Annotated in this window: 14 protein-coding genes; 4 read left to right on the top strand and 10 right to left on the bottom strand. The window is 67.7% G+C overall.

All coding sequences use genetic code 11. From position 1 onward, the window contains the following. Position 1 precedes the first annotated feature (1 nt). Positions 2–916, top strand: coding sequence for an FkbM family methyltransferase (locus AC1DY7_RS02240; protein WP_477492026.1), 915 nt, complete (start codon positions 2–4; stop codon positions 914–916). Between the two features lie 4 nt (positions 917–920). On the opposite strand, the gene ileS is transcribed toward AC1DY7_RS02240, so the two are convergent. Further along, positions 921–4061, bottom strand: a complete 3141-nt coding sequence (gene ileS / locus AC1DY7_RS02245) for an isoleucine--tRNA ligase (RefSeq protein ID WP_477492027.1) — start codon at positions 4059–4061, stop codon at positions 921–923. Between the two features lie 232 nt (positions 4062–4293). After that, on the bottom strand, positions 4294–4986 hold the full coding sequence (locus AC1DY7_RS02250; protein WP_477492028.1) for a condensation domain-containing protein: 693 nt from the start codon (positions 4984–4986) through the stop codon (positions 4294–4296). A 134-nt stretch (positions 4987–5120) separates the two neighbouring features. On the opposite strand from AC1DY7_RS02250, the gene AC1DY7_RS02255 reads away from it, so the two are divergent. From AC1DY7_RS02255 to AC1DY7_RS02265, 3 genes are read left to right on the top strand one after another with little or no spacing between them, the layout of a single operon-like run. After that, positions 5121–5498, top strand: coding sequence for an XRE family transcriptional regulator (locus tag AC1DY7_RS02255; protein WP_477492029.1), 378 nt, complete (start codon positions 5121–5123; stop codon positions 5496–5498). A 45-nt stretch (positions 5499–5543) separates the two neighbouring features. Further along, on the top strand, positions 5544–6278 hold the full coding sequence (locus AC1DY7_RS02260) for a hypothetical protein (RefSeq protein WP_477492030.1): 735 nt from the start codon (positions 5544–5546) through the stop codon (positions 6276–6278). Between the two features lie 47 nt (positions 6279–6325). After that, positions 6326–7573 (top strand): glycosyltransferase, encoded by a 1248-nt coding sequence (locus AC1DY7_RS02265; RefSeq protein ID WP_477492031.1) that lies wholly within the window; start codon positions 6326–6328, stop codon positions 7571–7573. On the opposite strand, the gene AC1DY7_RS02270 is transcribed toward AC1DY7_RS02265, so the two are convergent. The 8 genes from AC1DY7_RS02270 to AC1DY7_RS02305 form a co-directional block, all read right to left on the bottom strand. Next, positions 7570–8898 carry a hypothetical protein gene (locus AC1DY7_RS02270; protein ID WP_477492032.1) on the bottom strand — a complete coding sequence of 443 codons (1329 nt, stop codon included), beginning with the start codon at positions 8896–8898 and terminating at the stop codon, positions 7570–7572. The genes AC1DY7_RS02265 and AC1DY7_RS02270 overlap by 4 nt on opposite strands. Positions 8899–8907: 9 nt before the next feature. Further along, on the bottom strand, positions 8908–10662 hold the full coding sequence (locus tag AC1DY7_RS02275; protein WP_477492033.1) for an AMP-binding protein: 1755 nt from the start codon (positions 10660–10662) through the stop codon (positions 8908–8910). 53 nt (positions 10663–10715) lie between these two features. Then, complete coding sequence (locus AC1DY7_RS02280; protein WP_477492034.1) at positions 10716–12083, bottom strand: hypothetical protein; 1368 nt, start codon at positions 12081–12083, stop codon at positions 10716–10718. A 31-nt stretch (positions 12084–12114) separates the two neighbouring features. Beyond that, positions 12115–13530 (bottom strand): hypothetical protein, encoded by a 1416-nt coding sequence (locus AC1DY7_RS02285; protein WP_477492035.1) that lies wholly within the window; start codon positions 13528–13530, stop codon positions 12115–12117. A 28-nt stretch (positions 13531–13558) separates the two neighbouring features. Then, positions 13559–15010 (bottom strand): condensation domain-containing protein, encoded by a 1452-nt coding sequence (locus AC1DY7_RS02290; protein WP_477492036.1) that lies wholly within the window; start codon positions 15008–15010, stop codon positions 13559–13561. Between the two features lie 62 nt (positions 15011–15072). Beyond that, entirely contained in the window at positions 15073–21357 is a 6285-nt protein-coding gene (gene pks2 / locus AC1DY7_RS02295) for a sulfolipid-1 biosynthesis phthioceranic/hydroxyphthioceranic acid synthase (protein ID WP_477492037.1), read from the bottom strand. Positions 21358–22117: 760 nt separating this feature from the next. Beyond that, positions 22118–23404 carry an esterase/beta-lactamase LipL gene (gene lipL / locus AC1DY7_RS02300; RefSeq protein ID WP_477492038.1) on the bottom strand — a complete coding sequence of 429 codons (1287 nt, stop codon included), beginning with the start codon at positions 23402–23404 and terminating at the stop codon, positions 22118–22120. 215 nt (positions 23405–23619) lie between these two features. After that, positions 23620–24693, bottom strand: coding sequence for a hypothetical protein (locus AC1DY7_RS02305; RefSeq protein ID WP_477492039.1), 1074 nt, complete (start codon positions 24691–24693; stop codon positions 23620–23622). Positions 24694–24923 lie beyond the last annotated feature (230 nt).

Below are 24923 nucleotides of genomic sequence, written 5' to 3' on the forward strand. Positions count from 1 at the left end.
CATGGGGGCAATGGACAGCCAGTACAAGCACGAGAGAATCGTCCGGGCATTGCGAAAGCTGCGATTGCCAGGCGCAATCGGCGGGGGCATGCTCGATTGGTATTGCCTGGCGTTGGGCAAGTGGGCACCGAAGCAGGACGGTGTCACCTACTTCGGCGCGACCATGGTCTGCGATCCGGCCGACATCATCCAGCGCATGATCCTGCTGTTCGAAGCGTGGGAGCCTGGGGTGTCGAAGCTCATCGAGGAGAGCCTGCACACCGGCGAGGTGTTCGTGGACATCGGAGCGAATGTCGGTTACGACTCGCTGCTGGCGGCACAGTGCGTCGGGAGCAGTGGCGCGGTCGTCGCCATCGAGGCCTCGCCGCGGACATACGATGTGCTGCAGCACAATTTGCGTCGCAATCCCGGCCTCTCCAAATCCATTCGGACGGCGAACGTGGCCGTCTCGGATCAGTCAGGCACGCTGGACCTCTACGAGTTCGGGCGACACAACATCGGCGCCACCACGACCTTGGCGTCCCGGCAAGGGACACGTTGCGCCACAGTCGCCGCGGCTCCCCTCGGCGATCTCCTCACCGCCGACGAAAAGGCCCGAGTCCGGTTGATCAAGATGGACGTCGAAGGCGCCGAGCCGACGATCCTCTCCGACATTCTCAATCACCTCGACGACTACCCGGACGACATGGACCTCATCATCGAGGCCAACCCACAGGACGATCCGGCCCGGTTCCGCGCCGTGTTCGATCGCCTGAAGTCGTCCGGATTCACCGCTTGGTCCATCGACAACCGATATCGCAACGGCTGGTACCTACGCTGGCGACCGTCGTACCCGAAGCGCCTGGACAAGCCACCGCGCATCAAACACGACCTCCTTTTGACGCGTCGCAAAGGGGTCGATTCAGTGATGGCCTGAACTCTCAGGCCTTCGCGATCGCGACCCGCACGCCTTCGCCGATCTCGGTCCCGTCGGTCGGTTCACCGAACTCGAAGCCGGTGGCCAGGATCTCGCCGGCGATCAGATCGCGATGGGTGGCCGCCCAGTCGGCGAACTGGTCCGGCACCGCCATCACCACGACGATGCGGTCGGACACCTCCAGGCCGCTGGTCTTGCGCAGCTCCTGCAGTTCCCGGATGCGGTCCTTGGCCCAGCCTTCGGCCTCCAGTTCGGGGGTGACGGTGCCGTCGAGCACCACCAGGCCCGCGCCGTCGGGCAGTGCTGCGGTCCATTCCGGTTCGGCGGCAACCAGTTTGGCGGTGTACTCCGTTGCCAGCAGGGTGGTGGGCCCAGCGCTGAGCGTGCCGTCGGCGTTCACCACCCCGTCGCCCGCCTTGACGGCCTTGATCGCGGCCTGCACGTCCTTGCCGATCCGTGGGCCCGCCACCCGCGCATTGACCGCGAGCTCGAACCGGCCGTAGGCGGCGATGTCATCGGTGAGCTCGACCGACTTCACATTGAGTTCGTCGGCGACCAGATCGGTGAATGGTGCCAGCGCCGACGGATTCTCCACCGCCACGGTCAGTTTCGGCAGCGGCAGCCGCACCCGCAGCTTCTTGGCCTTTCGCAACGACGAACCGGTGGAGCAGACCTCACGGACCTGGTCCATCGCGGCCACCAACTCCGGATCGGCGGGCAGCAGGCCTTCTTCGGGCCAGTCGGTCAGGTGCACCGACCGCTCCCCCGTCACCCCACGCCAGATGACCTCGGACACAAGCGGCAGCAGCGGCGCCGCCAGCCGACCGGTCACCTCCAGCACGGTGTGCAGGGTGTCGATGGCGGCCGTGTCCTCAGCCCAGAACCGCTGACGCGATCGCCGCACGTACCAGTTCGTCAACGCCTCGGTGAACTGCCGCAGTTGTTCGCAGGCCCCCGAGATATCGCACATGTCAAGGGAATCGGTCAGATCATCGCGCAGCACGGCCAGCTTGGCCAGGATGTAGCGATCCAGCACATGCGTCGAATCGGTGCGCCAGGTACCGCGCTGCGGGGCGTACAGCGTCAGGAACGAATAGGCGTTCCAGAACGGCAACTGCACCTGCCGCACACCTTCGCGGATGCCCTGCTCGGTGACGATCAGGTTGCCGCCCCGCAGGATCGGCGAGGCCATCAGGAACCAGCGCATCGCGTCGGATCCGTCGCGGTCGAACACCTCGGACACGTCCGGGTAGTTGCGCAGCGACTTGCTCATCTTGGCGCCGTCATTGCCCAGCACGATGCCGTGCGCCACACAGGATTTGAAGGCCGGCTTGTCGAACAGCGCGGTGGCCAGCACGTGCATGGTGTAGAACCAGCCGCGGGTCTGGCCGATGTACTCGACGATGAAATCGCCGGGGAAGTGCGCTTCCTGCGATCCGGCCCCGCCGAACCAGTCCTGATTCTCGAACGGATAGTGCACCTGGGCATACGGCATCGAGCCCGAGTCGAACCACACGTCGAACACGTCCTCGATGCGGCGCATCGTCGAGCGGCCGGTGGGGTCGTCGGGGTTGGGCCGGGTCAGTTCGTCGATGAAGGGCCGGTGCAGATTGTCCGGGCGCACGCCGAAATCGCGTTCCAGCTCGTCCAGGCTGCCGTACACATCGATACGCGGATAGGCCGGATCGTCGGACTTCCACACCGGGATGGGGCTGCCCCAGTAGCGGTTTCGCGATACCGACCAGTCCCGCGCGTTGGACAGCCACTTGCCGAACTGGCCGTCCTTGACGTGCTCCGGATACCAGGTGATCTGCTGATTCAGCTCGACCATCCGGTCACGGAACTCGGTGACCTTGATGAACCACGACGACACGGCCCGGTAGATCAGCGGGTTGCGGCAGCGCCAGCAGTGCGGATAGGAGTGGTCGTAGGTCTCCTGGCGCAGCAGCACCGCGCCACCGATCGCCGCCGCCCCGGTGCCGTTCTTGAGGTCCCGGATGATCTGCGCGTTGGCCTCGAACACATGCCGGCCCGCGTAGTCGGGCACCGTCGCATCGAATCGGCCCTTGGAGTCGACCGGCGTGACGGCGACGATGTCGGCGATGTCGGCGGTGGCCTTGTCGTCCTCGCCGTAGGCGGGCGCCATGTGCACCAGCCCGGTGCCGTCCTCGGTGCTGACGAAGTCCGCCCCGAGCACCTGGAAGGAGTTCCGCGCCTGCTCCGAATCCACGAAGTACGGGAACGGCGGGGTGTAGTGCGTGCCCAGCAGCTGCTCACCGGTGTAGGTGTCGACGACCACCGGTTCCTCACCCAGTTCGCGCGCGTAGGCACCGAGGCGGGCCTCGGCGAGCACGTACCGATGCCCGTCCGGTCCCTCGACCGCCACGTAGGTGACCTCGGGGTTGACGGCGACGGCCTGGTTGGACGGCAGGGTCCACGGCGTCGTGGTCCAGATGAGCAGGTGATTGCCGGCGGCCGGACCGTCGATCGCCGTGAAACCGACCGTCAGTGCCGGGTCCTGGCGGCTCTGGTAGACGTCGTCGTCCATCCGCAGCTCGTGGTTGGACAGCGGCGTCTCGTCGTTCCAGCAGTACGGCAGCACCCGGTTGCCCTCATAGGCCAGGCCCTTGTCCCACAACTGCTTGAACGCCCAGATGACCGACTCCATGAAGCCGAGGTCCAGCGTCTTGTAGTCGTTGTCGAAGTCGACCCAGCGGGCCTGACGGGTGACGTAGGCGCGCCATTCGTCGGTGTACTTGAGCACCGAGGCCCGGCACGCGTCGTTGAACGCGCCGATCCCCATCTCCTCGATCTGGGCCTTGTCGGCGATACCGAGCTGACGCTGCACCTCGAGCTCGGCGGGCAGACCGTGGGTGTCCCAGCCGAATCGCCGGTCCACCTTGAAACCGCGCATGGTGCGGTAGCGCGGGACGATGTCCTTGACGTAACCCGTCAGCAGGTGGCCGTAGTGCGGCAGGCCGTTGGCGAACGGCGGGCCGTCATAGAAGACGTATTCGGGGGCACCGTCACGTCGGTCGATGCTGGCGCGGAAGGTGTCGTCGGAGGCCCAGTACGCCAGGACGTCGGTTTCCAGCGCCGGGAAGTTGGGCGATCCGCCCGCCGGCTTCGGGTAGTTGGCAGTCACTGCAGCGTCGTCTCCTGTGTGCCAAGTTCAGGCACGGGGACGAACGTTCGCGCAGGTGCGCGAGCTTCCGCGGTACCACCCCGCTTGCACACCGCCATGGGTGTGCCGCTCAACTGCAGGCGATGACGGGCCTACCCGTTCGGTTCTACTGAGCAGCCGGAATCGGATTCCGCTGGCCGTTCTTCCGAAAGCTCCCCGGTGATGGCCGGATCGACGCCGAGCTGAGTTTACGTCAGGCGGCGTCGGCGGCCGACGGCACGGCCTCGGAGGTGATCTCGATGAGTGCCAGCGGGAACTGCTCGGTCAGTTCCACGACCGTGTACTCCTCGAACCGGCGGGTGTCGTACCACCAATCCAGGTTGAGCACGTCGCCACTGCGGTAGGCACGCAACTTCAGTGCGTGACCCAACCCCGGGATGACCTCACATGCCATCAGGCTCGGCATCGAGTCGGCGTAGCTGAACGCCACCTCGGCCTCCGGGTGTGCGCCGCGGCGCGCGGTCGCGCCGGCAATCGCGGTGCGCACCTCGGTGAGCATCCCGGTCGCGTCGATCTCCGACGGCGCCACGCAGCTCAGGCCGACGGCGTGCACCGTGGTGTCGACGGTGGGCTGGCGGACCAGGTCGACGGCAACCACGCCGCGACCGAGCACCCGGTGCACGGTGCGGGCCAGCGCGGCCAGCAGGATCTCCTCGGCAGGCACGTCGAGATGACGGCCCGCGCCCTGGAGTTCTTCGCTGAGCGTCTCCGTCAGCGGCACCTGCACCCGCTGCAGATCATCCGGCCTGGGAGCGTCATCGACGTCGTAGTCGGTGATCGTGAGCGTCGCGCCCAGATTGGCGGCAACGTCGTCGAGCGCACGCCCGACCGTGGAGGGTGAAAGTTCGCCGGTCTGGACCCGGTCCCTGAAAAGCGGAGCAACCATGAGGACCACAGTACGGGCTGTGTCCCAAAAATGGGACATGACTCCCGAAACTGTGACGGCAGTGTCAATTAAGCAATAAATGTCCGCCGAATGGTTGCTGGCGCCCAATGCCGGGATGCAGCTATTGTGTGTGGGTGCCTCGTACCGATGAGAACGGTCGCCAACTCAAAGCGCTGCTTGATTACCTGCTGGACGGTGACGTCGAGGCCAAGGACATCTACGACGCGCTCGGTATCTCCAGCAGCACCTATTACCGGCGGATCAAGGAAACCAGTTACCCGGACGCCGAGGAACTGCGCCGCGTGGCAGACCGCTTCACGTTGAGCTACCCCGACCTGCAGATTCGGTTCGGGCTGATGAGCCGTCAAGAGGTGTGGAACTACATCGAGTCCACGCCGTTCACCGTGACCGCGGTGAAGGAGGCAGTGCGCGAAGAAGTCGCCACTCGCCAGCACACCCGGCCGCCGCGACTCTCCGAACTGAAGCCGCGTAGCGACGCCCCACCGCTGTAAGCAGTAGTATTTGCTGACAAGAATTCAGCTCGAAGGCGACGACAGATGCAACTGACCATCCTCATAGCGATCACCTTGGCGTGTATCGCATGGAGTCTGTGGATCCGTCGTGTCACCTGGTCGTGCCGGTGGGAAGTTGCCGCGACGCTGAACATCGCCCTTCAGGGCCTGGCCGTTCTGTTGATGTCACCCCTGGCCTCGGAAACGCTGGGCAAAGCCCTGCACGCCGTCACCGGCATGTGGAACCTCGAGGACTACATCGGCCACGACGCCTACATCGTCGCCGCGTCGGCGATCGTCTACAACGCCCTCGGCCGGTTGCAGGACGACCACGCCATGCAGCGGACCTTCAAGCAGTACATCGAACGTCCCGCCACGCTGTGCATTCCACTGTTGCTCGCGGCCTTCTCCCTCGGCAACGGCGCCACCGTCTACAAGGCCGACTTCTTCGAGGTGCCGACGGACTTCTGGCTCAGCTTCTACTGGCTGACCCTGTGCGGCATGCTCATCTACCTGCTGGGGTATGGCGTGCGAGCACTGCTGGTGTTGCGCAAGGACCCGAAGTCGCGGCGCATCGCCAACGTCTACCTCGCGGCGTCCTGCAGCGGCATCCTGGCGTGTGTCATCCGCATCCTGTCGGCGTACGTGACGCCGCTGCAGATCTGGGACGGCGGAACCCTGGTGTGGATCTTCGCCTGCTGCTGCGCCGCCGGGTTCGCCCTGGCCTCGGCGCACTCCTGGCGGATCAAGACGAAATGGTTCAGTAAAGCCAGTCGCTGACGATCGGCCGTCCGGGCAATCGCCGTCACCGAATACACTTCCAGCTCATGAGAATCGTTGTGGCCGTCCATGGCACGCGCGGTGACGTCGAACCCTGCGCCGCCGTCGCCCGCGAGCTTCGCACCCGGGGCCACGACGTCACGATGGCAGTGCCGCCCAACCTGATCGGCTTCGTCGAAGCGGTCGGCCTCGGCCCCGCCCATGCCTACGGGGTCGATTCGCAGAAGCAGGTCGAGAGTGACGCCTTCCAGAACTACTGGAACATCAAAAATCCGGTGGCCGCGATCAAAGAGGGCATCGCGTACTACACCGACGGCTGGTCGGACATGAATGCGACGCTGACCGAGCTGGCTGCCGACGCCGACATCATCCTGACCGGCACCACATATCAGGAGGTGGCAGCCAACGTCGCCGAGCGTTACGACATCCCGATGGCCGCGCTGCACTACTTCCCGGCCCGTCCCAACAGCCACCTCCTCCCGGTTCCGCTGCCCAAGTGGGCGATCAAACCGGGCTTCGCGGTGGGCGAATGGGCGCTGTGGCGCCTGGGCAAGTCCGCCGAGGACGCCCAGCGCCGCACGCTGGGCCTGCCTGCCACCAACGTCCGGTCTGCGCGGCGCATCGTCGAGGCCGGGGCGCTGGAGATCCAGGCCTACGACCCGACCTTCTTCCCCGGTCTCGCCGATGAATGGGGTGGCAGCCGTCCCCTGGTCGGTGCGATCACGCTGGCCCTGGAGACGGCCATCGACGAGGAGGTGACCACCTGGATCGAGGCCGGCACGCCGCCGATCTACTTCGGCTTCGGCAGCATGCCGGTGGAGTCGCCGTCGGAGGCGGTCGCCATGATCACGTCGGTGTGCGCCGAACTGGGTGAACGTGCGCTGATCAGTGCCGGCGTGTGGGAGCTCGCCGACATCCCGCAGGCCGAACACGTCAAGCTGGTCGGGGCGGTGAACCATTCCGCGGTGTTCCCGGCGTGCCGGGCCGTCGTGCACCACGGTGGTGCCGGAACCACCGCGGCGGGCGCCCGGTCGGGGGTACCGACCCTGGTGTTGTGGGTCTCGGCCGATCAGCCGGTGTGGGCCCGGGCGGTACGCAAGGTCAAAATCGGTACCTCGCAACGGTTCACGTCGATGAACAAGAAGTCGCTGACCGCCGCGCTACGGACCGTGCTGGACCCGGCCGTCGCCGCCCGCGCCCGCGATTTCGCCGCCGGGCTGGTCACCCCCGCACGCAGTGTCGCCTCCGCCGCCGACCTCATCGAGCACGCGGCACGGCCGGTGCGCACCGGCTAGAAGGTCGCCGGCAGACCGAAATCGTCCAGGGCGTCGGTCAGCGCCGCCCGCATGGCTGCGTGGGTGTTCTCGCCGCCCGCGGTCCAGGCGCCCGCCGCGACGAAGACCCGCCCGTGCAGCCGGCCCGACACCAACCCCAGGTAGCCGTTCATCCGGTCGAGCTCGCGGGTGGTGATCCGCGGCTCCAGGAGCCGAAGTGAGACGTAGTCCGCATCGGTACCGTCGGGACGGTTCACCGCCGGGTCGATGTCCCCCATGTTCGAGCAACCGATGGGACTGTTCACCGACACCACCATGGCCTCGAGGCGGCGCACGAGTGCCTTCGGGGTGAGCGGCGCCAGCGGCAACGGGCCCATCAGCCTGGCCGACATCTCGGCGGATTCCGAGAGTGCCTGTTTCATCGCCGCCCGGACACCCGCCAGGTCGCCGGTGACGACGTCGGGGTCAGCGGTCATGTACGTGGCGATCAGCGCGTTGGCGCGGGTGTCCCCCGGCTGCCGTTCACTGACCGGCCAGGACAGTTTGACCAGCCCGTCGGGACCCAGCCTGCCCAGCCGGGCACCCAACCTGGCCGCGAGCCCGGCGAACAGCGAGTTACTCGTTCCACCAAGGGAATTCGCGACGCGGTCCCAATCGGCGATGTCGATGAAGGCCGAGACGTTGGGCGCCACCACCGGCTGATCGTCACCTGTGTTCGGGGTCTGCGCCGCGGTCTGGAACGACGTCGCCAGGTCCGCGCGCTCGCTGCGCGCGACCGCGACGGTGGCCGCGATCGCCTTGCCCATCGACGGCACCTCGCGCAGCACCGCCACGCCGTCCTCGCGCAGCGCCGTGGCCCGCGGGCGCGAGCCCGGCTGCGGATACCCGAGGTCCAGATCCACCCCGTTGACCGCGTCGGCGATGGCCATCGAGAAGCCCTGCCCGTCGACCACGGAATGTGACACCGTCAGGCTCACCGCGGCGCCGCCGTCGGTCAGCTGCTGGACGCCGAGCCGCCACCCCGGCCCGTACTCCGGGTCGATGGGCAGGGTCAGATGTTCGTCGGCGAACTCCCACGCCTGCCCGGGATCCCGGATTTCCGGGGACACGTCGATCCACGTGACCTCCGGTGTGGCCACCCAGCGATGTCTGCCGCCCGGCACGGGTGAACATTCGATCCGCCGGCCCATCAGGGTGCCCGCCAGGTTGCGCGCGAAGCGGCGGAGCCCGTCCAAGTCGACGGGCCGCCGGTAGATCCACGTGTACTGCATCACGGGACCGCGGCCGAGTGCCCGCAGTCCGTGAAAGGAGGTCTGGTCGATGTAGGCGAGGGTGTTGTCGGCCATCACACTGATCTAGGCGGACTGCACTTTGTCGTCCAGCCGGTCGAATTCGCGTTTGCGGTACAACTCGGCGGACGACGACCGGCGCACCTTGCCGCTGGTGGTCAGCGGGATGGAACCACTCGGCACGAAGACCAGATCGGCCGCACCGATCCCGTGTGTCTCCGAAACCGCCGTCGCCACATCGCGTTTCATCGACGCCAGCTGCTCGTCGGCGATCTCGTCGCGCTTCTTGATCTCGATGATCGCCACCAACTGCTCGGTGTTGTCCTCATCGACGGAGAAGGCGGCCACCCGACCACCGGTGATCTCGGTGATGGTCGACTCGATGTCGTCCGGGTAGTGGTTGCGTCCACGCACGATCAGCAGATCCTTGATCCGGCCGACGATGAACAGCTCGCCCTCGGAGATGACGCCGAGGTCGCCGGTGCGCAACCACGGGCCCGACGGGGTGTCGCCGGCGGCGCCGACCAGCTCGGCCTTGAAGACCCGCTCGGTCTGTTCGTCCTTACGCCAGTACCCCAGGCAGTTGTTCTCGCCGTAGGTCCAGATCTCACCGATGATCCCGGCCGGGCATTCCACACCGGTGTCGGCATCCACGATGCGCACCATCGGAGATGTCTCGATGCCGTAGCTGACCAGCGCCGTGCCATCTTCCAGCGCACAGCGCTCGGCGTGCCCGGCGGCCAGCTTGTCCGCGTCGAACGCAGCGACACTCGGTGCGCTACCGGCTGCCCTGGTGGCGATGTAGAGGGTCGCCTCGGCAAGGCCGTAGGACGGCTTGAGCACCTCCGGGCGGAAATTGAACTTGGCGAACCGCTTCGCGAAGCGGCGCAGGGTGGCCTCGTGCACCCGCTCCGCGCCGCTGACCAGGGCGGCCACCCCGCCGAGATCGAGGCCGGCCATGTCCTCGTCAGTCGTGCGGCCCGCGGCCAGCTCGAAGGCGAAGTTGGGACCGGCGGTCAACACGTTGGGGTAGCTCGCCATCATCTGCACCCAGCGGGCGGGCTTGGCCGTGAACGCCATCGGAGTGGTGAACACGGTGTGCCAGCCACCGAGGATGGGATAGCCGATCCCGAAGAGCAGGCCCATGTCGTGGTAGAACGGCAGCCAGATCGCCACCGTGGTGCCCGCGGGCGCAATATGCCCGAACGCCCCGAACTGGTCGTGCACGAACTGCTCGAAGTTCGCGGACACGTTCGCGTTGGTCACCATCACGCCGGCGGGCGTGCGGGTGGACCCGGAGGTGTACTGCAGGTACGCCGTCTCCGGGAACTCCTCGCGCGACTTGAGGTTCTTGCGGCGCTCGTCCAGGTCCAGCTTGTCGACCTCGACGATCACCGGAGCGGGACGGTCACCGACGGCGACGGCATAGTCGGCCAGCGATTCCGTGACCGCCGACGTGGTGAGCAGGATGGCCGGGGCCGAATCCTCGATGACGGCGGCGATGCGCTCATCGTGTCGGCCGCCCTTACCGGCCTGCGGCACCGACAGCGGAACGCCGATCAAGCCGGCCTGCAGCGTGGACAGGAAGGCGATGACGTATTCGAGGCCCTGGGGCGCCACGATGACCGCGCGCTCCCCGATGTCGGCGATCTGGCGCAGTTCCCAGGCCAGGCTGTGTACGCGGCGGTAGAGCTGCGCCCAGGTGAGGCTGATGGCGACGCCTTCGGCATCGAGTTCGTAATTCAGGTAGGTGTACGCCAGATCATCGGGCTGCAGGCTCGCGCGCTCGCGCAGCACGCCGACGAGGGAACTCTGTGTCATGGGCATAAACCTCTATCAGTCATCACGCTCGATCAGTCAGCACGGCCGGTGGGCTATCGAATCTCGCCGGTGAGTTCGAATTCGGCCAGGGTGTCGGCGACCAGCTCGCGCAAACGCGCCTTGGAGTTCTCGGCACCGGGTTGATAGGCCTCGACGCCGATGTTGATCTTGCCACCTACCAAGACCGAGACCACAACCAACTGGCCGCCGCTGAGATCGAGGAAGCGCCGGGTCAGCCCCTGATCCACGCCCCGGAACACCGACCAATCCGCAGGCGTCCCGTCCACCGAGGCCAGCTCCTCTGGCATGACACCGACATTCGAACAGGTCACGGGGAGATCGTTGGCGCCGACGATGCTGTCGGCGAGCAGCCGGACGGCCTTGCGGGGCAGGAGGGGTACCAGCGGCAGCACATCCAGCAGTGGGTTGGGCGTGTCCTTGCCGGACTTGATCGCCTCACGGACCGCCGCCCGGGTGGCGGTCAGGTCCTTGGTCACCGGGGTTGGATCGATCTTCACGCTGGTCAGCGACATCGCGTTGGCGCGGTAGTCCTTGTCACCGCGGTCGGCCAGGGCGATCAGGAGGGACACGTCGCCGTCGGCGCCTCTTCGGTCCATCCGCTCGCCCAACCGCGCCGCGATCCCGGCCAGCAGGGCATAGGTGTTACCGCCGAGCGCGCGCGCCCGTTCGTCCCACAGCGTGGGTTCGATCCACACCGAGGTCCAGGGCACCACGACCGGCGCGTCCGGCCCGATGAACTTCGGCTTGGCCGCGGGCTTGGCGCCGTCCGGCTTCCCGGTGGCATCCTTGGCACCTGCCCGGACCAGTTTGACGAGTTTGGCGGCCGCCTTGGCCGCGTCCGGCAGCGCCCGCACGGTGTCTTTCAGATCGGCGGCCAGCGCCTTGCGGGTCGGGCGGGAATACGGTGCGGGGTAGCCGATGTCGATCTTGTTGCCGATGACGGCCGCCCACACCGCGAGTGCCGCACCGACCCCGTCACCCAGGCAATGCGTGCCGACGACGCAGACCGCGGTCGCGCCACCGGACAGCGGCTGGACCGCGATGTGCCAGCCCGGACCGTCCTCGGCGTCGCAATGGATCTGCGAGCGGAAGTCGATCCAGTCGTTCAGATCTTCCCGCGGGATCGCGGTGTCCGCGACCTCCAGCGGGGACGCCGGGCCCGGGGTGGACACCCACCGGTACCGGGCGAACGGCAGCGGCGAGCGTTCGATCCGCCGGCCTGCCATGCCGTAGCCGAAATTGCGGTGGAACCGCCGCACGCCCTCCATGTCGATCGGGCGTTCGTAGACCCAGACGCACTGGATCGCCTGCATCCTGCCGGTGGCGTTGAGCGACCGGACCATGCCCTCGTCGAAGAGGTCGAGACGATTGTCCATCTGCGCACCGGACTCGGCCGTCATCACTGCGCCTCCAACTTGTCGGTTTCTGCCGCTACTCGATGTGGCCGGACAGTTCGAACTCGGCGAGCGTACTGGTCACCAGGTCACGCAGCCACGGCTTGGTGTTCTGCTCGCCGGGCTTGTAGGCGACGACGCTCAGCGAGATCTTGCCGTTGAGTCGCAGGGCCACCACGGTGAGCAGGCCGCCACGCTGTTCCAGGGAGTGCCGGGTGATGGTCCGGTCGACGCCGCGGAAGAACATGTATTCGGCGGGGGTGCCGTCCGCGAGTGCGACGTCGGGCGGCAGGTCGCCCATGTTCGAGCACGACACCGGCATGTCCGCGGAGAACCCGAACAGCACGTCGGCGACCTTTTGGACGGCCTTCTTTGGCACCCATGGCGCCAGCGGCAGCAGCTGCAGCATCTCGTCGGGCGTCGCGCGGGCACCGGCGATGCCCTCCTTCAGGGCGGCACGCGCGTGCGAGAGATCGGTGGTGACCTTCGTCGGGTCGACGACGATATCGGCCAGCAGCACCGCATTGGCGCGGGTGTCGCCGAAATCTCGATCGGCCTGCGGCACGTTCAGCGTGACCAGACCGTCTTCGGCGCGGCACCGGCCCAGGTGTTCGGACAGCTTGGCCGCGAATCCGGCCACCAGCGAATAACTGTTTCCACCAAGGGCTTTGGCGCGCGCGTCCCATTCGTCGGTGGGAATGAAGGCATTCAGCGTCGGCACGTGCACCAGGTGATCGGGACCTGTCGGCTTGGCGACGCGCACCGCGCCCGAGCGCGAGATGTCGTGGCGGTGGTCGCGGGCCATCTTCACGGTGGCCACCAGGGTGCGGCCCAGTTCGGGGAGCCCGCGCGCCGTCACGCGCAGGTCCTCGACGATCGCCTGCCTGCGGGTACGGGCCTTCCGCGGGCCGAAGCCGTGGTCCAGCCGGGCCTTGTGCACCGCCTCCAGCAGCGCGAGCACGCCGGCGCTGCCGTCCCCGATGCAATGCGAGGCGGTCAGCGATATCGCGGTCGATCCGTCGGTCATCGGTAGCACGCCCATGTGCCAGCTCGGACCGAATTCGGGATCGATGGGCAGGGCGGTCCGCTCGTCGACCCAGTCGCCGAGTTCGGACCGCGGCCGGGGCTCGGCGATGTCGAGTTCCTGCTGCGGTCCGTGCACCGTCACCCAGCGGTGGCGGCCGAAGGGCAGGGGCGACGGCTCGATGAGCCGGCCCATCAACCCGTAACCGATCTCGTTGAAGAAGGTCCGCAGCTGGTCGTAGTCCACGGGGTGTTCGTAAATCCAGTTGGCCTGGGCCACGGCCTCGGCTCCGGTGGCACGCAGGGCCAGGTACATCACCTGGTCGGTGAACGTGAGCACGTTGTCCGAGCGGGCACCGTCCGGCCGGGTGGGCTCGGACTTCTTGGTGTCGGACTTCTTGGTGTCGGACTTCGTGGTGGCACGCGTCATCGCACCGTCACCTCCCATGCGAATGTGATCAGGCGGTCTTGAGGTCGAGATCGGCTGCCTCGGCGGCGGTGAACGCCTCCACCGGAACCAGGCCGTCGATCACCCGCAGGTAGACCTCACGCATCGACTCGACGTACCGCAGCACCGACTCGCGGGCGATCGAGTTGTTCGGGAAAGCGACGGTGACCGTCGTCTCCTTCTCACCCCGGTTCACCCACATACCGACCTGATAGGCCGACCGCGGATCGCTGTAGATCCGGCCGCCGAGGCTCTGGAAGTGCTCGATGACGCCCGGCAGCAGCATGCCGACGTCGATGAACGACAGCATCGGCACGCCGGGATCGGGTGCGCGCACCCCTTCCCCGGAAGCCAGCTCCAGCACCCGCTCGAACGGCACGTGAGCCAGGTCCATCCCGCCGTCGAAGGACGCCTGCGCGGCCTGCGCGGTGTCGGCGAACGACGTCACGTCCACGGGCACCGCGATCGGCACCAGCCCGGTGAACCAGCCGGTGGTCATGAAATCGACCTGGGTCCGGCGGGTGGTGGTCGGCGTGATCACCGAGTAGGTGTCCTCGCCGGTCAGCGCCGCGTGCGCCAGGGCACCGCAGGCGAACACGCCGCCGCTGAACCGGGTACCGGCCGACGTGCAGGCGGCCTCGAACTTGTCGGTCTGTTCCAGATCGAGCAGCTGCAGGGTGATCACGTCACCGGAGTGCGGCACCGAGGCGTCGCCGAGTGGCAGCGAGAAGCCCGGCAGCGTACCGCCATTGAGCTCGAGGAAGTCGATCCACCCGCGCACCTCGTCGGACTCGGTGGTCAGGTCGGCGGTGTACTGGCGCTGCGCGATGCAGTATTCGGCGTAGCTGCCCGCCTCGGGGAGCTGCAGCGGCGCCTCGCCGCGCACCAGCGCGTCGTACATCATGTGGATCTCGACGAACGCCAGCCCGATGAACATCGCGTCGGTGTGCACGTGGTCGACGCTGATGTAGATGGTGAAGTGGTCGGCCCGCTGGATGACCCCGAAGTGGAAGCAGTCCCACTGCCACGGATCCGGGGTGGACATCACGTGGTCACGCCATTCGGCGGCGGCCATCTCGCCGTGCTCGGTCGCGACGAACTTGATGTCGCGCGGGTTGGTGACGGTGTGCCGGATGATCTCGCCGGCCTCGGGCTCGCCGGCGAACTCGAACCAGCTGTGGAACGTGTCGTGCCTACGCAGGTAGGCGTTGATCACGTGCGTCATGGCGCGCACGTCGCACTGCCCGGGCACATCCCAGCCCGGGATGATCAGCCGGGCCATGTCGGTGCCCTCGGCGATGTGCTTGCGGTAGGCGAGCAGATGCTGCTCCTGCTGATAGCTCGTCGGCACATCACTGACCGGAGCCTCACGCACTTTCGCCAGCGACGCCCGCGACGGATGCCACGAGATCACTACACCTGGTTCACCGATCCACTCTTGAATCGGCTTCATCGCAACCACTTATTGGTCTCCTACCTGGACGACGTCGACGGACGGGGTGCGCATCGATGCGCTCTCCGCCCTCACGACGGGACCGATACTGGCGAATCGGGCGCCAGAGCGTCGACAAGACGCTCCGTCAGCGCCCGCACGGTGCTGATGTCTGCTGATCCAATACGAATACCTGTTTCCGCCTCGATGCGGGTACGTACCTCGAGAGTCCCCAGGGAATCGAGACCATATTCGGTCAACGGTCGGTCGGGGTCCACCGCACGTCGCAGGATCAAGCTCACCTGCTCGACGACCATCTTGCGCATCCTGGCCGGCCACTCGTCGAGCGGCAGATCGTGCAGCTCTACCAAGAACGCACTACTGGCGCCGCCACTCCGCGGACCAGTGGACCGGAACGCCTCGGCGAACCGCGTGTTCTGTGCGAACGCGGCGATCCATGACGTCCCCGTCAACGAAGCGTAACCGGTATACGCCCGATCGTGTCGAAGGAGCATGTCAAAGGCGTAGGCACCTTCTTCGGGATCGATCGCGGCCTCGCCGCTCTCGGAGGCCAGGCCGGTACCGGCGCCGATCTCGGCCCACGGACCCCACGCAATGGCAGTCGCGGGCAGGCCCTTGCTGCGCCGCCAGTGGGTGAAGGCGTCCAGCCAGCTGTTCGCCGCTGCGTAGGCGCCCTGGCCGGGCGAACCGACCAGCGCCGCCGCCGAGGAGAACACGCAGAACCAGTCCAGCGTCTGCTTGGCCGTCGCGGTGTGCAGGTTCCAGGCGCCGTACACCTTCGGTGCCCAGTCGCGTTCGACGAGTTCGTCGGAGATGTTCAGCAGGGCGGCGTCTTCGACGACCGCTGCGCCGTGCAGGACGCCGCGAAGCGACAGCCCGGTGGCGCAGGCCGCCACCACCAGCCGCTCGGCGGTCTCCTGCTCGGCGATGTCACCGAGTGAAACTTCCACCTCGGTACCGCCGCGCCGGATCCGTTCGATGACCTCCTGGGCGTGCTGCGACGGCGCAGACCGGCCGTTGAGCACGATCCGGCCGCACCCCGCGGCACCCAGCTTCTCGGCCAGGAACAGGCCGAGCCCGCCCAGACCGCCGGTGATGATGTACGCCGAATCGGGCCGGCCCACCCGGCCTTCCTGAGGCGGAACCACCGCGGTGATCTGGCCGCCGTGCGGAATGTCGAGCACGAGCTTGCCGGTGTGCTCGGCCGCACCCATCACCCGGATCGCGGTGGCGCCGTCCTCCAGCGGGTAATGCGTGGTCTCCGGCAGCGGCAGGACGCCGTTGGCGATCTGCTGGTAGCAGACCTCCAGCAGGCGGTGCACCGTGTCGGGGTTGGTCAGCGAGAGCAGCGCGAGGTCGACGGCGTAGAAGGACAGGTTGCGCCGGAACGGGAAGAGACCCATCCGGGTGTCCCCGTAGATGTCGCGCTTGCCGATCTCGACGAACCGGCCGCCGAACGACAGCAGTTCCAGCCCGGCCCGCTGCGCGGCGCCGGTCAGCGAGTTCAGCACGATGTCCACGCCGTAGCCGTCGGTGTCGCGACGGATCTGCTCGGCGAATTCGGTGCTGCGGGAGTCGTACACGTGCTCGACTCCCATGCCGCGCAACAGCTCTCGGCGCGCATCGCTGCCCGCGGTGGCGTAGATCTCCGCACCGGCGGCCCGCGCTATGGCGATCGCGGCCTGCCCGACACCACCGGTGCCGGAGTGGATCAGCACCTTGTCCCCCGCCGCGATCCTGGCCAGGTCGTGCAGGCCGTACCAGGCGGTGGCATGTGCGCTCGGCACGGCGGCGGCACGGTTCGTCGGCAAGCCGGGCGGCAGGGTGACGGCCAGATTCGCATCGCACGTGACGAAGGTCGCCCAGGTGCCGCCGGCCGACAGGCCACCGACCCGGTCGCCGACCTTGTGCCCCACCACGCCGGGACCGACGGCGGTCACGACGCCGGCAAAATCGCCGCCGAGCTTGGGTTGGCGGCCCTCGAAGCTCGGGTACCTGCCGAAGGCGATCAGCACGTCGGCGAAGTTCAGGTTCGACGCCGTCACCGCGACCTCGATCTGGCCGGGCCCGGGGGCGACGCGCTCGAAGGCGGCCAACTCCAGGGTCTCGATGTCGCCGGGGGTCCGGATCTGCAACCGCAGACCGTCGCGGGCCGGGTTCACCACCGTGGTGCGGCGTTCCTCGGGACGCAACGGACCGGACACCAGGCGCGCGGAGAACCACTTGCCGCCCCGCCATGCCGTCTCGTCCTCGTCGGAGCCGGACACCAACTGGGCCGCCACCGGAGTGGCGTCGGTGTAGTCGTCGACGTCGATCTGGGCCACCCGCAGTTGCGGGTACTCGGTGCCGATCACGCGCACCAGCCCGCGCAGACCGGCCTCGTCCAGGTTGGCGGCGTCGTCGGCCAGCACCGTCTGCGCATTGCGCGTGACGACGTGCAGGCGCGGCGCCTGACCGACCACCTCGGGCAGTTCCCGGACGATGTGCACCAGGTGGCGGACGTTGTCCCCGCCGCGCACCCCGGACTGCTTGTCGGTGACCCCGCGTCGTGGCGGGGTCACGACCAGAACATCACCGAAAGCGTTGGAGGCCAACAGTTCACGCAGCCGGATCGCCTGGGCGTCATGGTCGGAATGTTGCGGCCACACCATCGTGGTGACATCCAGACCGTGCACCTTGATGGCGTCGGCCAGTTTGGTGGCGAGCAGGTCGGCGGCATCCGACGTGCTGATCAGCAGCCAGCTGCCGGGGTTGGCGTACTCGACCTCCGGCAGATCCTGCTGGGTCCACTCGATGGTCAGCAGCCGGTCGCTGAAGGTGCGCTCGAGCTGGCCGGTGTCGGAGACGCCGCTTCCCAGGCGCAGTCCCGTGACCGCGAGCAGGACGTTGCCGTCCTCGTCGAGCAGATCCAGGTCGACCTCGACGGTCGCGGATGTCACGCTGGTCAGCCGGGCATGGCAGTAGTGCACGTTTCGCGTCGACCCGTAGGCACGCAGCTTGCGCACGCCCAACGGCAGCAGCAGCGACCCCGAGAGGTCACCGAAGATCGCCGGATGTGCGCCGACGGCTTGGAAGCAGGCGTCCAGCAGGGCGGGGTGCACGCCGTAGGCGGCCTGCTGGGAGCGGATCGAGCCCGGCAGCGCGACCTCGGCCAGGACCGAGTCGTCGGGACCGGCATCGGTGCCCTCGTTGACGTTGACCGCCACCMGGCCCGCGAAGGCGGGCCCGTACTGGATGCCACGCTGGGTGTACCAGCTGCGCAGTTCCGATCCGTCCAGCCGTTTGGGGTGGGCGGCCAACAGCGCGTCGACGTCGTGCGCGGCGAGCGCCCCGGCGTCTGCGGCGACGCGCAGCACGGCACCGGCCCGCTGCACCTGCTCGCCCTGCTGGTAGGTCTCCACCAGGAAGTCGGCGACACCCGGCGCGGCGACCGTCGAGGCCGCCGACACCACGGTGCTGTCTTCGAGCAGCAGCATCTCGTCGAAGGTGATGTCGTGCACCTCGGCACCGTCACCGAGCACCGTCGCGGCCGCCGCCAGGGCCATCTCGCAATAGGCCGCACCCGGGAGCGCGGCGACACCGAGTACCTGGTGGTCGCCAAGCCACGGCTGCGTGCCGGTGCCCAGGTCGGACTGCCAGGCGTGCCGTTCGGGCTCCTCCGGCAGTCGCACGTGCGCGCCGAGCAGCGGGTGCACCGCCAGCGTCGCACCGCCGGGAGGCAGCTCGTTCGGGTCGCGCACCAGCATGAGCGGACGCCGGGTCCACGTCGGCAGCGGCGCGTCGACCAGACGGCCGGACGGGTAGAGCACGGAGAAGTCGATCTGAGCTCCGGCGTTGTGCAGGTCGGCCACCACGGCGAGCAACCCGGCCGGGAGCTCCTGTTCGCGGCGCACACTCGCGAGGGCCGCGTAGTTGATGTCCAGTGAGCGCGCGGTCTGATCCACGGCGTGGGTCAGCAGCGGATGTGGGGACAGCTCGGTGAACACCCGGTAGCCGTCCTCCAGCGCGGCTTGCACCGCGGCGGCGAAGCGGACCGTGTGGCGCAGGTTGTCCACCCAGTAGTCGGCGTCCCAGTCCACCAGGTCGCGCGGGTCATACATGGTGGCCGAGTAGTACGGGACGCTCGGATCGCCCGGGTCCAGGTCGGCCAGGGCATCGGCGAGGTCGTCGAGGATCGGGTCGACCTGCGGGGTGTGCGACGCGACGTCCACGGCCACCTCGCGGGCCATGATCTCGCGGCGCTCCCACTCGGCCACCAGTTCGCGCACGGATTCTTTCGCGCCGCCGACGACGGTCGAGGTCGGCGAGGCGACCACCGCCAGGACGACGTCGTTGACGCCGCGGGCCTGCAACTCGGAGAGCACCTGCTTGGCGGGCAGCTCGACCGACGCCATCGCGCCGGTGCCGGCGACCCGGCTCATCAGCTGCGAGCGACGGCAGATCACCGTGACGGCGTCCTCCAGGGACAGCACGTCGGCAGCGACCGCTGCGGCGATCTCGCCCATCGAGTGGCCGATCACCGCGCCGGGGACCACGCCGTAGGCCTTCAGGGTGGCCGCCAGCGCAACCTGGACCGCGAAGACGGTGGGCTGGACCTTGCCGATACCGGTGACGGTCTCGGGGGCCGTCATCGCCTCGGTCACCGAGAAGCCGGACTCCTCGGCGATCAACGGCTCCAGCGCGGCGATGGTGGCGGCGAAGACGGGTTCGGCGGCCAGCAGTCCGGCACCCATCCCGGCCCACTGCGAGCCCTGGCCGGAGAACACCCAGACCGGGCCGCGGTCATCGGCGCCGACGGCGGCCTCGTACGGGGCGCCTCCGTCGACGACCCCACGCAGTGCCGTCACGAGCGATTCGGCGGAGTCGGCGATCACGGCGGTCCGCACCGAACGGTGTGACCGGCGGCGGGCCAGGGTGTACCCGAGGTCGCGCAGGCTCACGTCGGGGTGTGCGGCCACCCAGTCGGCCAGCCGGCCGGCGGTGCGGCGCAGTTCGTCGGCGGAGGTAGACGACAGCACGAAGACGAGCGGGCCCTGCTCGGCAGGCGCAGCGTCCTCGGCATTGGTCTGCGGTGCCTGCTCGAGTACCGCGTGCGCGTTGGACCCGGAGATGCCGTAGGCCGACACGGCGGCGCGGCGCGGTCCACTCTTGTCCGGGAACGCGGTCACTTCGGTGGGGACGAAGAATTCGGTGCCGAGGCGTTCCAGCTCGTCGGGCATCCGGGAGAAGTGCAGGTTCGGCGGGACCACACCATTCTGCAGCGCGAGCACGCTCTTGATGACACCCACCACGCCTGACGCGGACTGGCTGTGCCCGAAGTTGGTCTTCGACGAACCGATCGCGATCGGTCCGGTGCCGCCGTAGACGTCGGCGAGGCTCTTGAATTCGATGGGGTCGCCGACGGGCGTGCCGGTGCCGTGGGCCTCCACGAAGCCGACCGTGCCCGGGTCGATGGCACCCGAGTCCAGAGCCGCCCGGTACACGGCCACCTGAGACTCGTTGGACGGCGTCAGGATGTTGACGGTGTGGCCGTCCTGGTTTGCGGCGGTGCCCCGGACGACGGCGAGGACGCGGTCGCCGTCGCGTTCGGCGTCCGAGAGGCGTTTCAGCAACAGCACGGCGCTCGCCTCGGCGAACACGAAGCCGTCCGCGTCCGCGTCGAAGGCCCGGCACCGGCCGGTGCCCGAGAGCATGCCCTGCGCCGACGCGGATGCATATTTGCGCGGATCGAGGATGATGTGGGCGCCACCGGCCAGCACCAGATCGCTCTCACCGAAGTGCAGACTGCGGGTCGCCATGTGCAGCGCCAGCAGACCCGACGAGCAGGCCGAGTCCACGGTGAAGGCCGGACCGCGCAGACCCATATGGAAGGCGACCCGGCCCGACGCCATGCTGTAGTTGTTGTGCGTGAAGCCGTAGGGCCCCTCGATGGCGTGCGCGTCGGCGGCGATCAGTTGGTAGTCGTTGGTCGTCAGACCCATGAAAACGCCGGTCAGCGAACCGTCCAGTGTCGCGGGATCGATACCCGCGTGCTCGACTGCTTCCCACGCGGTCTCGAGGAGAAGGCGGTGCTGCGGATCGGCGGCGGTCGCTTCGCGGTCACCGATGCCGAAGAAGTCGGCATCGAAGCCGGCGACGTCGTCCAGGAAGGCGCCCCACTTGGAGACCGACCGACCGGGCACTCCGACCTCGGGGTCGTAGTGCTCCTCGGCGTCCCAGCGCTCGAGCGGAACCGTCGTGACGTAGTCGTCGCCGCGGAGCAGCGCTTGCCACATCTGCTCAGGTGAGTCGATTCCGCCAGGCAACCGAACCGCCATACCGATGACGGCGACTGCTGTGACAGGTGTCTCAACCACGTAGTTCCAACCTCTTTCGGACGTTAAGACTTCAAAGACGAGCGTGCATCAGATACGGCTCTCGGGCCCATGTTTGCCTCATGTGCGCCGCACTGCGCTGCCCCGATCCTTTCTCCGCCCCAGTGCCGAAACTCGTCGGTGAGTCGGTAGCGTAGCCGTCTGCGTTGACGATGACGTTAAAAACCGAGCAAATCCTCTAAGGACTTTACAGTTTCAAACGCCGCGACGCGCAGGCTACACGAGCAATATCAAGATCGCCTAGCTACTTGCGGATACGCCCGCCACCTGCGCGTAGGCATAGAAATTGACGTCTCAGTAAATGTGGCGTACGTCACCTAGCTGAGATCGGCATTAGCCATGCCATACAGCAGCTAATAATAGCAGCTAACGTAAATTAGTTGCTATAAGCGGCCGCCCAGATGCGGAACGACTGTTCACTCACTTCGGAAACCGGCCCGTATCGCCACTAGCAGCAGAAACACTGGTAACACCCGCCCCAGTCACATGCGCCGCCACGTCGCGAACCCGTCCACGATCGCTCATGACGGCCCACCATGGCAACCGTTGAGTAGGTAACGACTAACGACCTCTCAAGCCACCTAGGAAAGGTGGCGAAGTCAGGACGTGACATCGACCACGGATGCCGCCGCGGGCACACCCCGCCAGGCCCCCGGTAGGGCCCCAGCAATATCCGGTCGCGACCTTACTGAGGAGTTAGTTTGAGGCCCAGGCAAAATATGGAACGGCCGCGCCGAACCGTCTAACCGACGGCCGAGGCGGGGTACGTGAAAGGCGCGCCGAACTGCGGAATCGCCGTGAAGCCCCGTTCCCGCGCGTGCCCGGCCGCCCGCCGGATCAATGCGGCGGTCGCTACGAAACCGGCTTGGTCGGGCACCAGCATGGGCGTGAGCAGCCGGTTGTGGACGTACCCGAACGCGAGTCCCGACGCGGGATCCGCCCAGCCCAGCGAGCCGCCCAGGCCGACATGACCGAATCCCGGCAGTACGCCGGGGAAAGGCAGCCCGTGGTAGCCGAGGTGGAACGACATCGGCATCAGCATGGAGCCGTCGGGATGCAGACTGGGACGTCCCGTGAGACCGTCCACCAGCGTCCGGGACAGGAACCGGGTTCCGTCCAGCTCGCCGCCGTTGGCGATGGCGCCGTACATGCGTGCGAGAGCCCGTGCGGTGACCACCCCGTTGGCCGAGGCCATCTCACTGTCCAGCAGCGGCATGTGCCCCTGCACCATCGAGCGCATGCCGGGGAAGTACATGGCGCCGAATCCACCCGAGAACGGCAGCGCAGCCAGGTGTGGGGCGACGGCGTTGAAGATCGGGTTCTCCCAGACGCCCTGCGGTCCGATGATCCGTGCCGGCTGCGTCGGCGCCGCGGCGGGCGGGCGCCCCAGGTAGACCCCGTCGAGACCCAGCGGCGCGGCCAGCTCGGAGCGGAACAACTCGGCCATCCCGTGCCCGGTCACCGCCCGCCCCAGGCCCGCCAGCAGCCAGCCATAGGTGAGCGCGTGGTAGGCCGGTCGGCCGTGGAACAGGCCGGGCCGGGCGGCTGCCACGCGCCGCTCCATCAGTTCGTGGTCGAGCATCTCGGCTTTGGTACAGGGGCCCAGCTGGGACAGCCCGGCCCGGTGCCGCATGACGTCGCGCACCGTGATCGCCGCTTTGCCATTGGCCGCGAACTCCGGCCAGTACTCGGCGACGGGGACGTCGTAGTCGAGGAGGCCGCGGTCGACGAGCCGATGGATGACGGTGGAGGCGAGCCCCTTGGTCGCCGAGAAGACCATCGCGCCCGTATCCGCCGACCAGGCGTGCCGGCCGCGGCGGTCGGACCAGCCGGTCCACACGTCGACGACGGGAACCCCGTCCAGATACACCGACAACGCGCCGCCGCCGAAGCTGCGGTGACCGAACAACTGCGCGAAGGCCTTCACCGCGCAGGCGAAGCTGGGGTCGGTGGCCCCGTGCACCCCGCGCGGCAGATCGACATTGTGCAGGGGCGCAGCGCTGCGCTCTCCCTCTATTGCGTACGTCACAGCAATTAATTTACTCGCATGCATAGCTAACTATCGAGGGGTGTTACCTATCCGTGAGGCCGTGCGTATTCCGCACAACGAGGCGGTTTCTGGCCAGCACCGCTGCCGGAACCGACAGCGCATGCGGCACCGGCGCGACGACGGTCCGATAGGACGTGAAAACTATTGCAGGACAAGGCTTTTGACGTGCATTCGCGGCCCTGCGAGCGGCTCGGTCAGAGGCGGGAGTACGGCGCGGAGTCGACGTTGTTCACGATGGCCCGCATGCGGATGCGAGCCTGCGCGATTTGCTCGCGCGCTGCACTGACGGGTCGTTCGATCGACGTCGGCTCCGCCAGCTGTGCGGCCACGTAGCTCTGGACCGCCTCGACCGTGCTCTCCGAATCCGACGGCACCGAGATGCCGCCTGCCCGCACCGTCCGGACCGGCTTCTCCGTCGTCCAGTTGGAGATCGCCACCGGAACGGCACCCTCGGTGGCGCCGATGATCAGGGCGTGGGCGCGGTCGCTGGCGACGATGGCCGACGTGCGGTGCAGCAGACGGACCTGATGTTCCCACTCGGCGTGGGTCTGCTTCTCGAACAGCAGGGGTTCGGTGCCCGGGTGCAGGGCCTGCGCCAGTCGCACCGTGTGCTCGTGATCGCGGCGCACCTGGCTGTACGCCTGGAGTTCCAGGTTGTGGCGATCCGCCAGCCCGCGCAGTTGGGCGATCTTCTCGTTGTTGAGGTCGCCGCGGTCGCGCCGGGTCGTGACGGCCAGGACCCTGCGCTTCGCGAGCGCGGGGCCCAGACCGCCGGACTGCGGATCGGCGCCCTCGCCGAAAGCCCAGTCCGGCACGACCTCGCCGACCCCGAACGAATTCCTGGTTGCGGCGTCGCGCCACGCGACCATCGCCATCGCCCTTCGCGACACCCGGTCCAGCAGCGGGACCGAGACGGTTTCGTCGACCCGCCGCGACCGGGATGTCGCCTGGTCGCCGACCGAGGACATCCGCACGCCGGCACCGACCTGCAGGGCCGTTCCGCCGCGGGCTCGGGGCGCCAGCGCCACCAACAGATTGCCCGCCGCCGCCATACCCTTCCCGAACTTCGGGTAGGAGATCTCGCCGGCAGGCAGCACGAGGATGGTGCGTTTGGCGAAGACCTTGGTCGAGGCACCCCTGAGCCAGTCGATCGCCCGGTCATAGAGCACCTCGTCGCCGCGCAGACCCAACGCGCTCAGGTAGCCCTCGTCGTTGGCCTCGCCCGGTTCCCGCCGTCCCACATGCACATGCAGCTCGACTCCGTCCATCCCCTGAAAGCTGCGGAGCAGACCACGCCGGAGAATGGAGTCACCGATGTTGTCGTTCTGCCCCCAGGTGGAGAGAAAGACTTGGGTCAAGGCCTGGAACCTCCGAGGAACGGACCGCGGACAGGTCCGGGTCGCCAAATTGTCGGGTACGTCACATGATTACATGCAGTCAGCCGAAGCAACCAATCGTTGCCAGGCTCAGCAGCTCTGAAGGCGATACGAACACCGAT

The organism is Mycobacterium sp. P2_H7 (assembly GCF_056403275.1).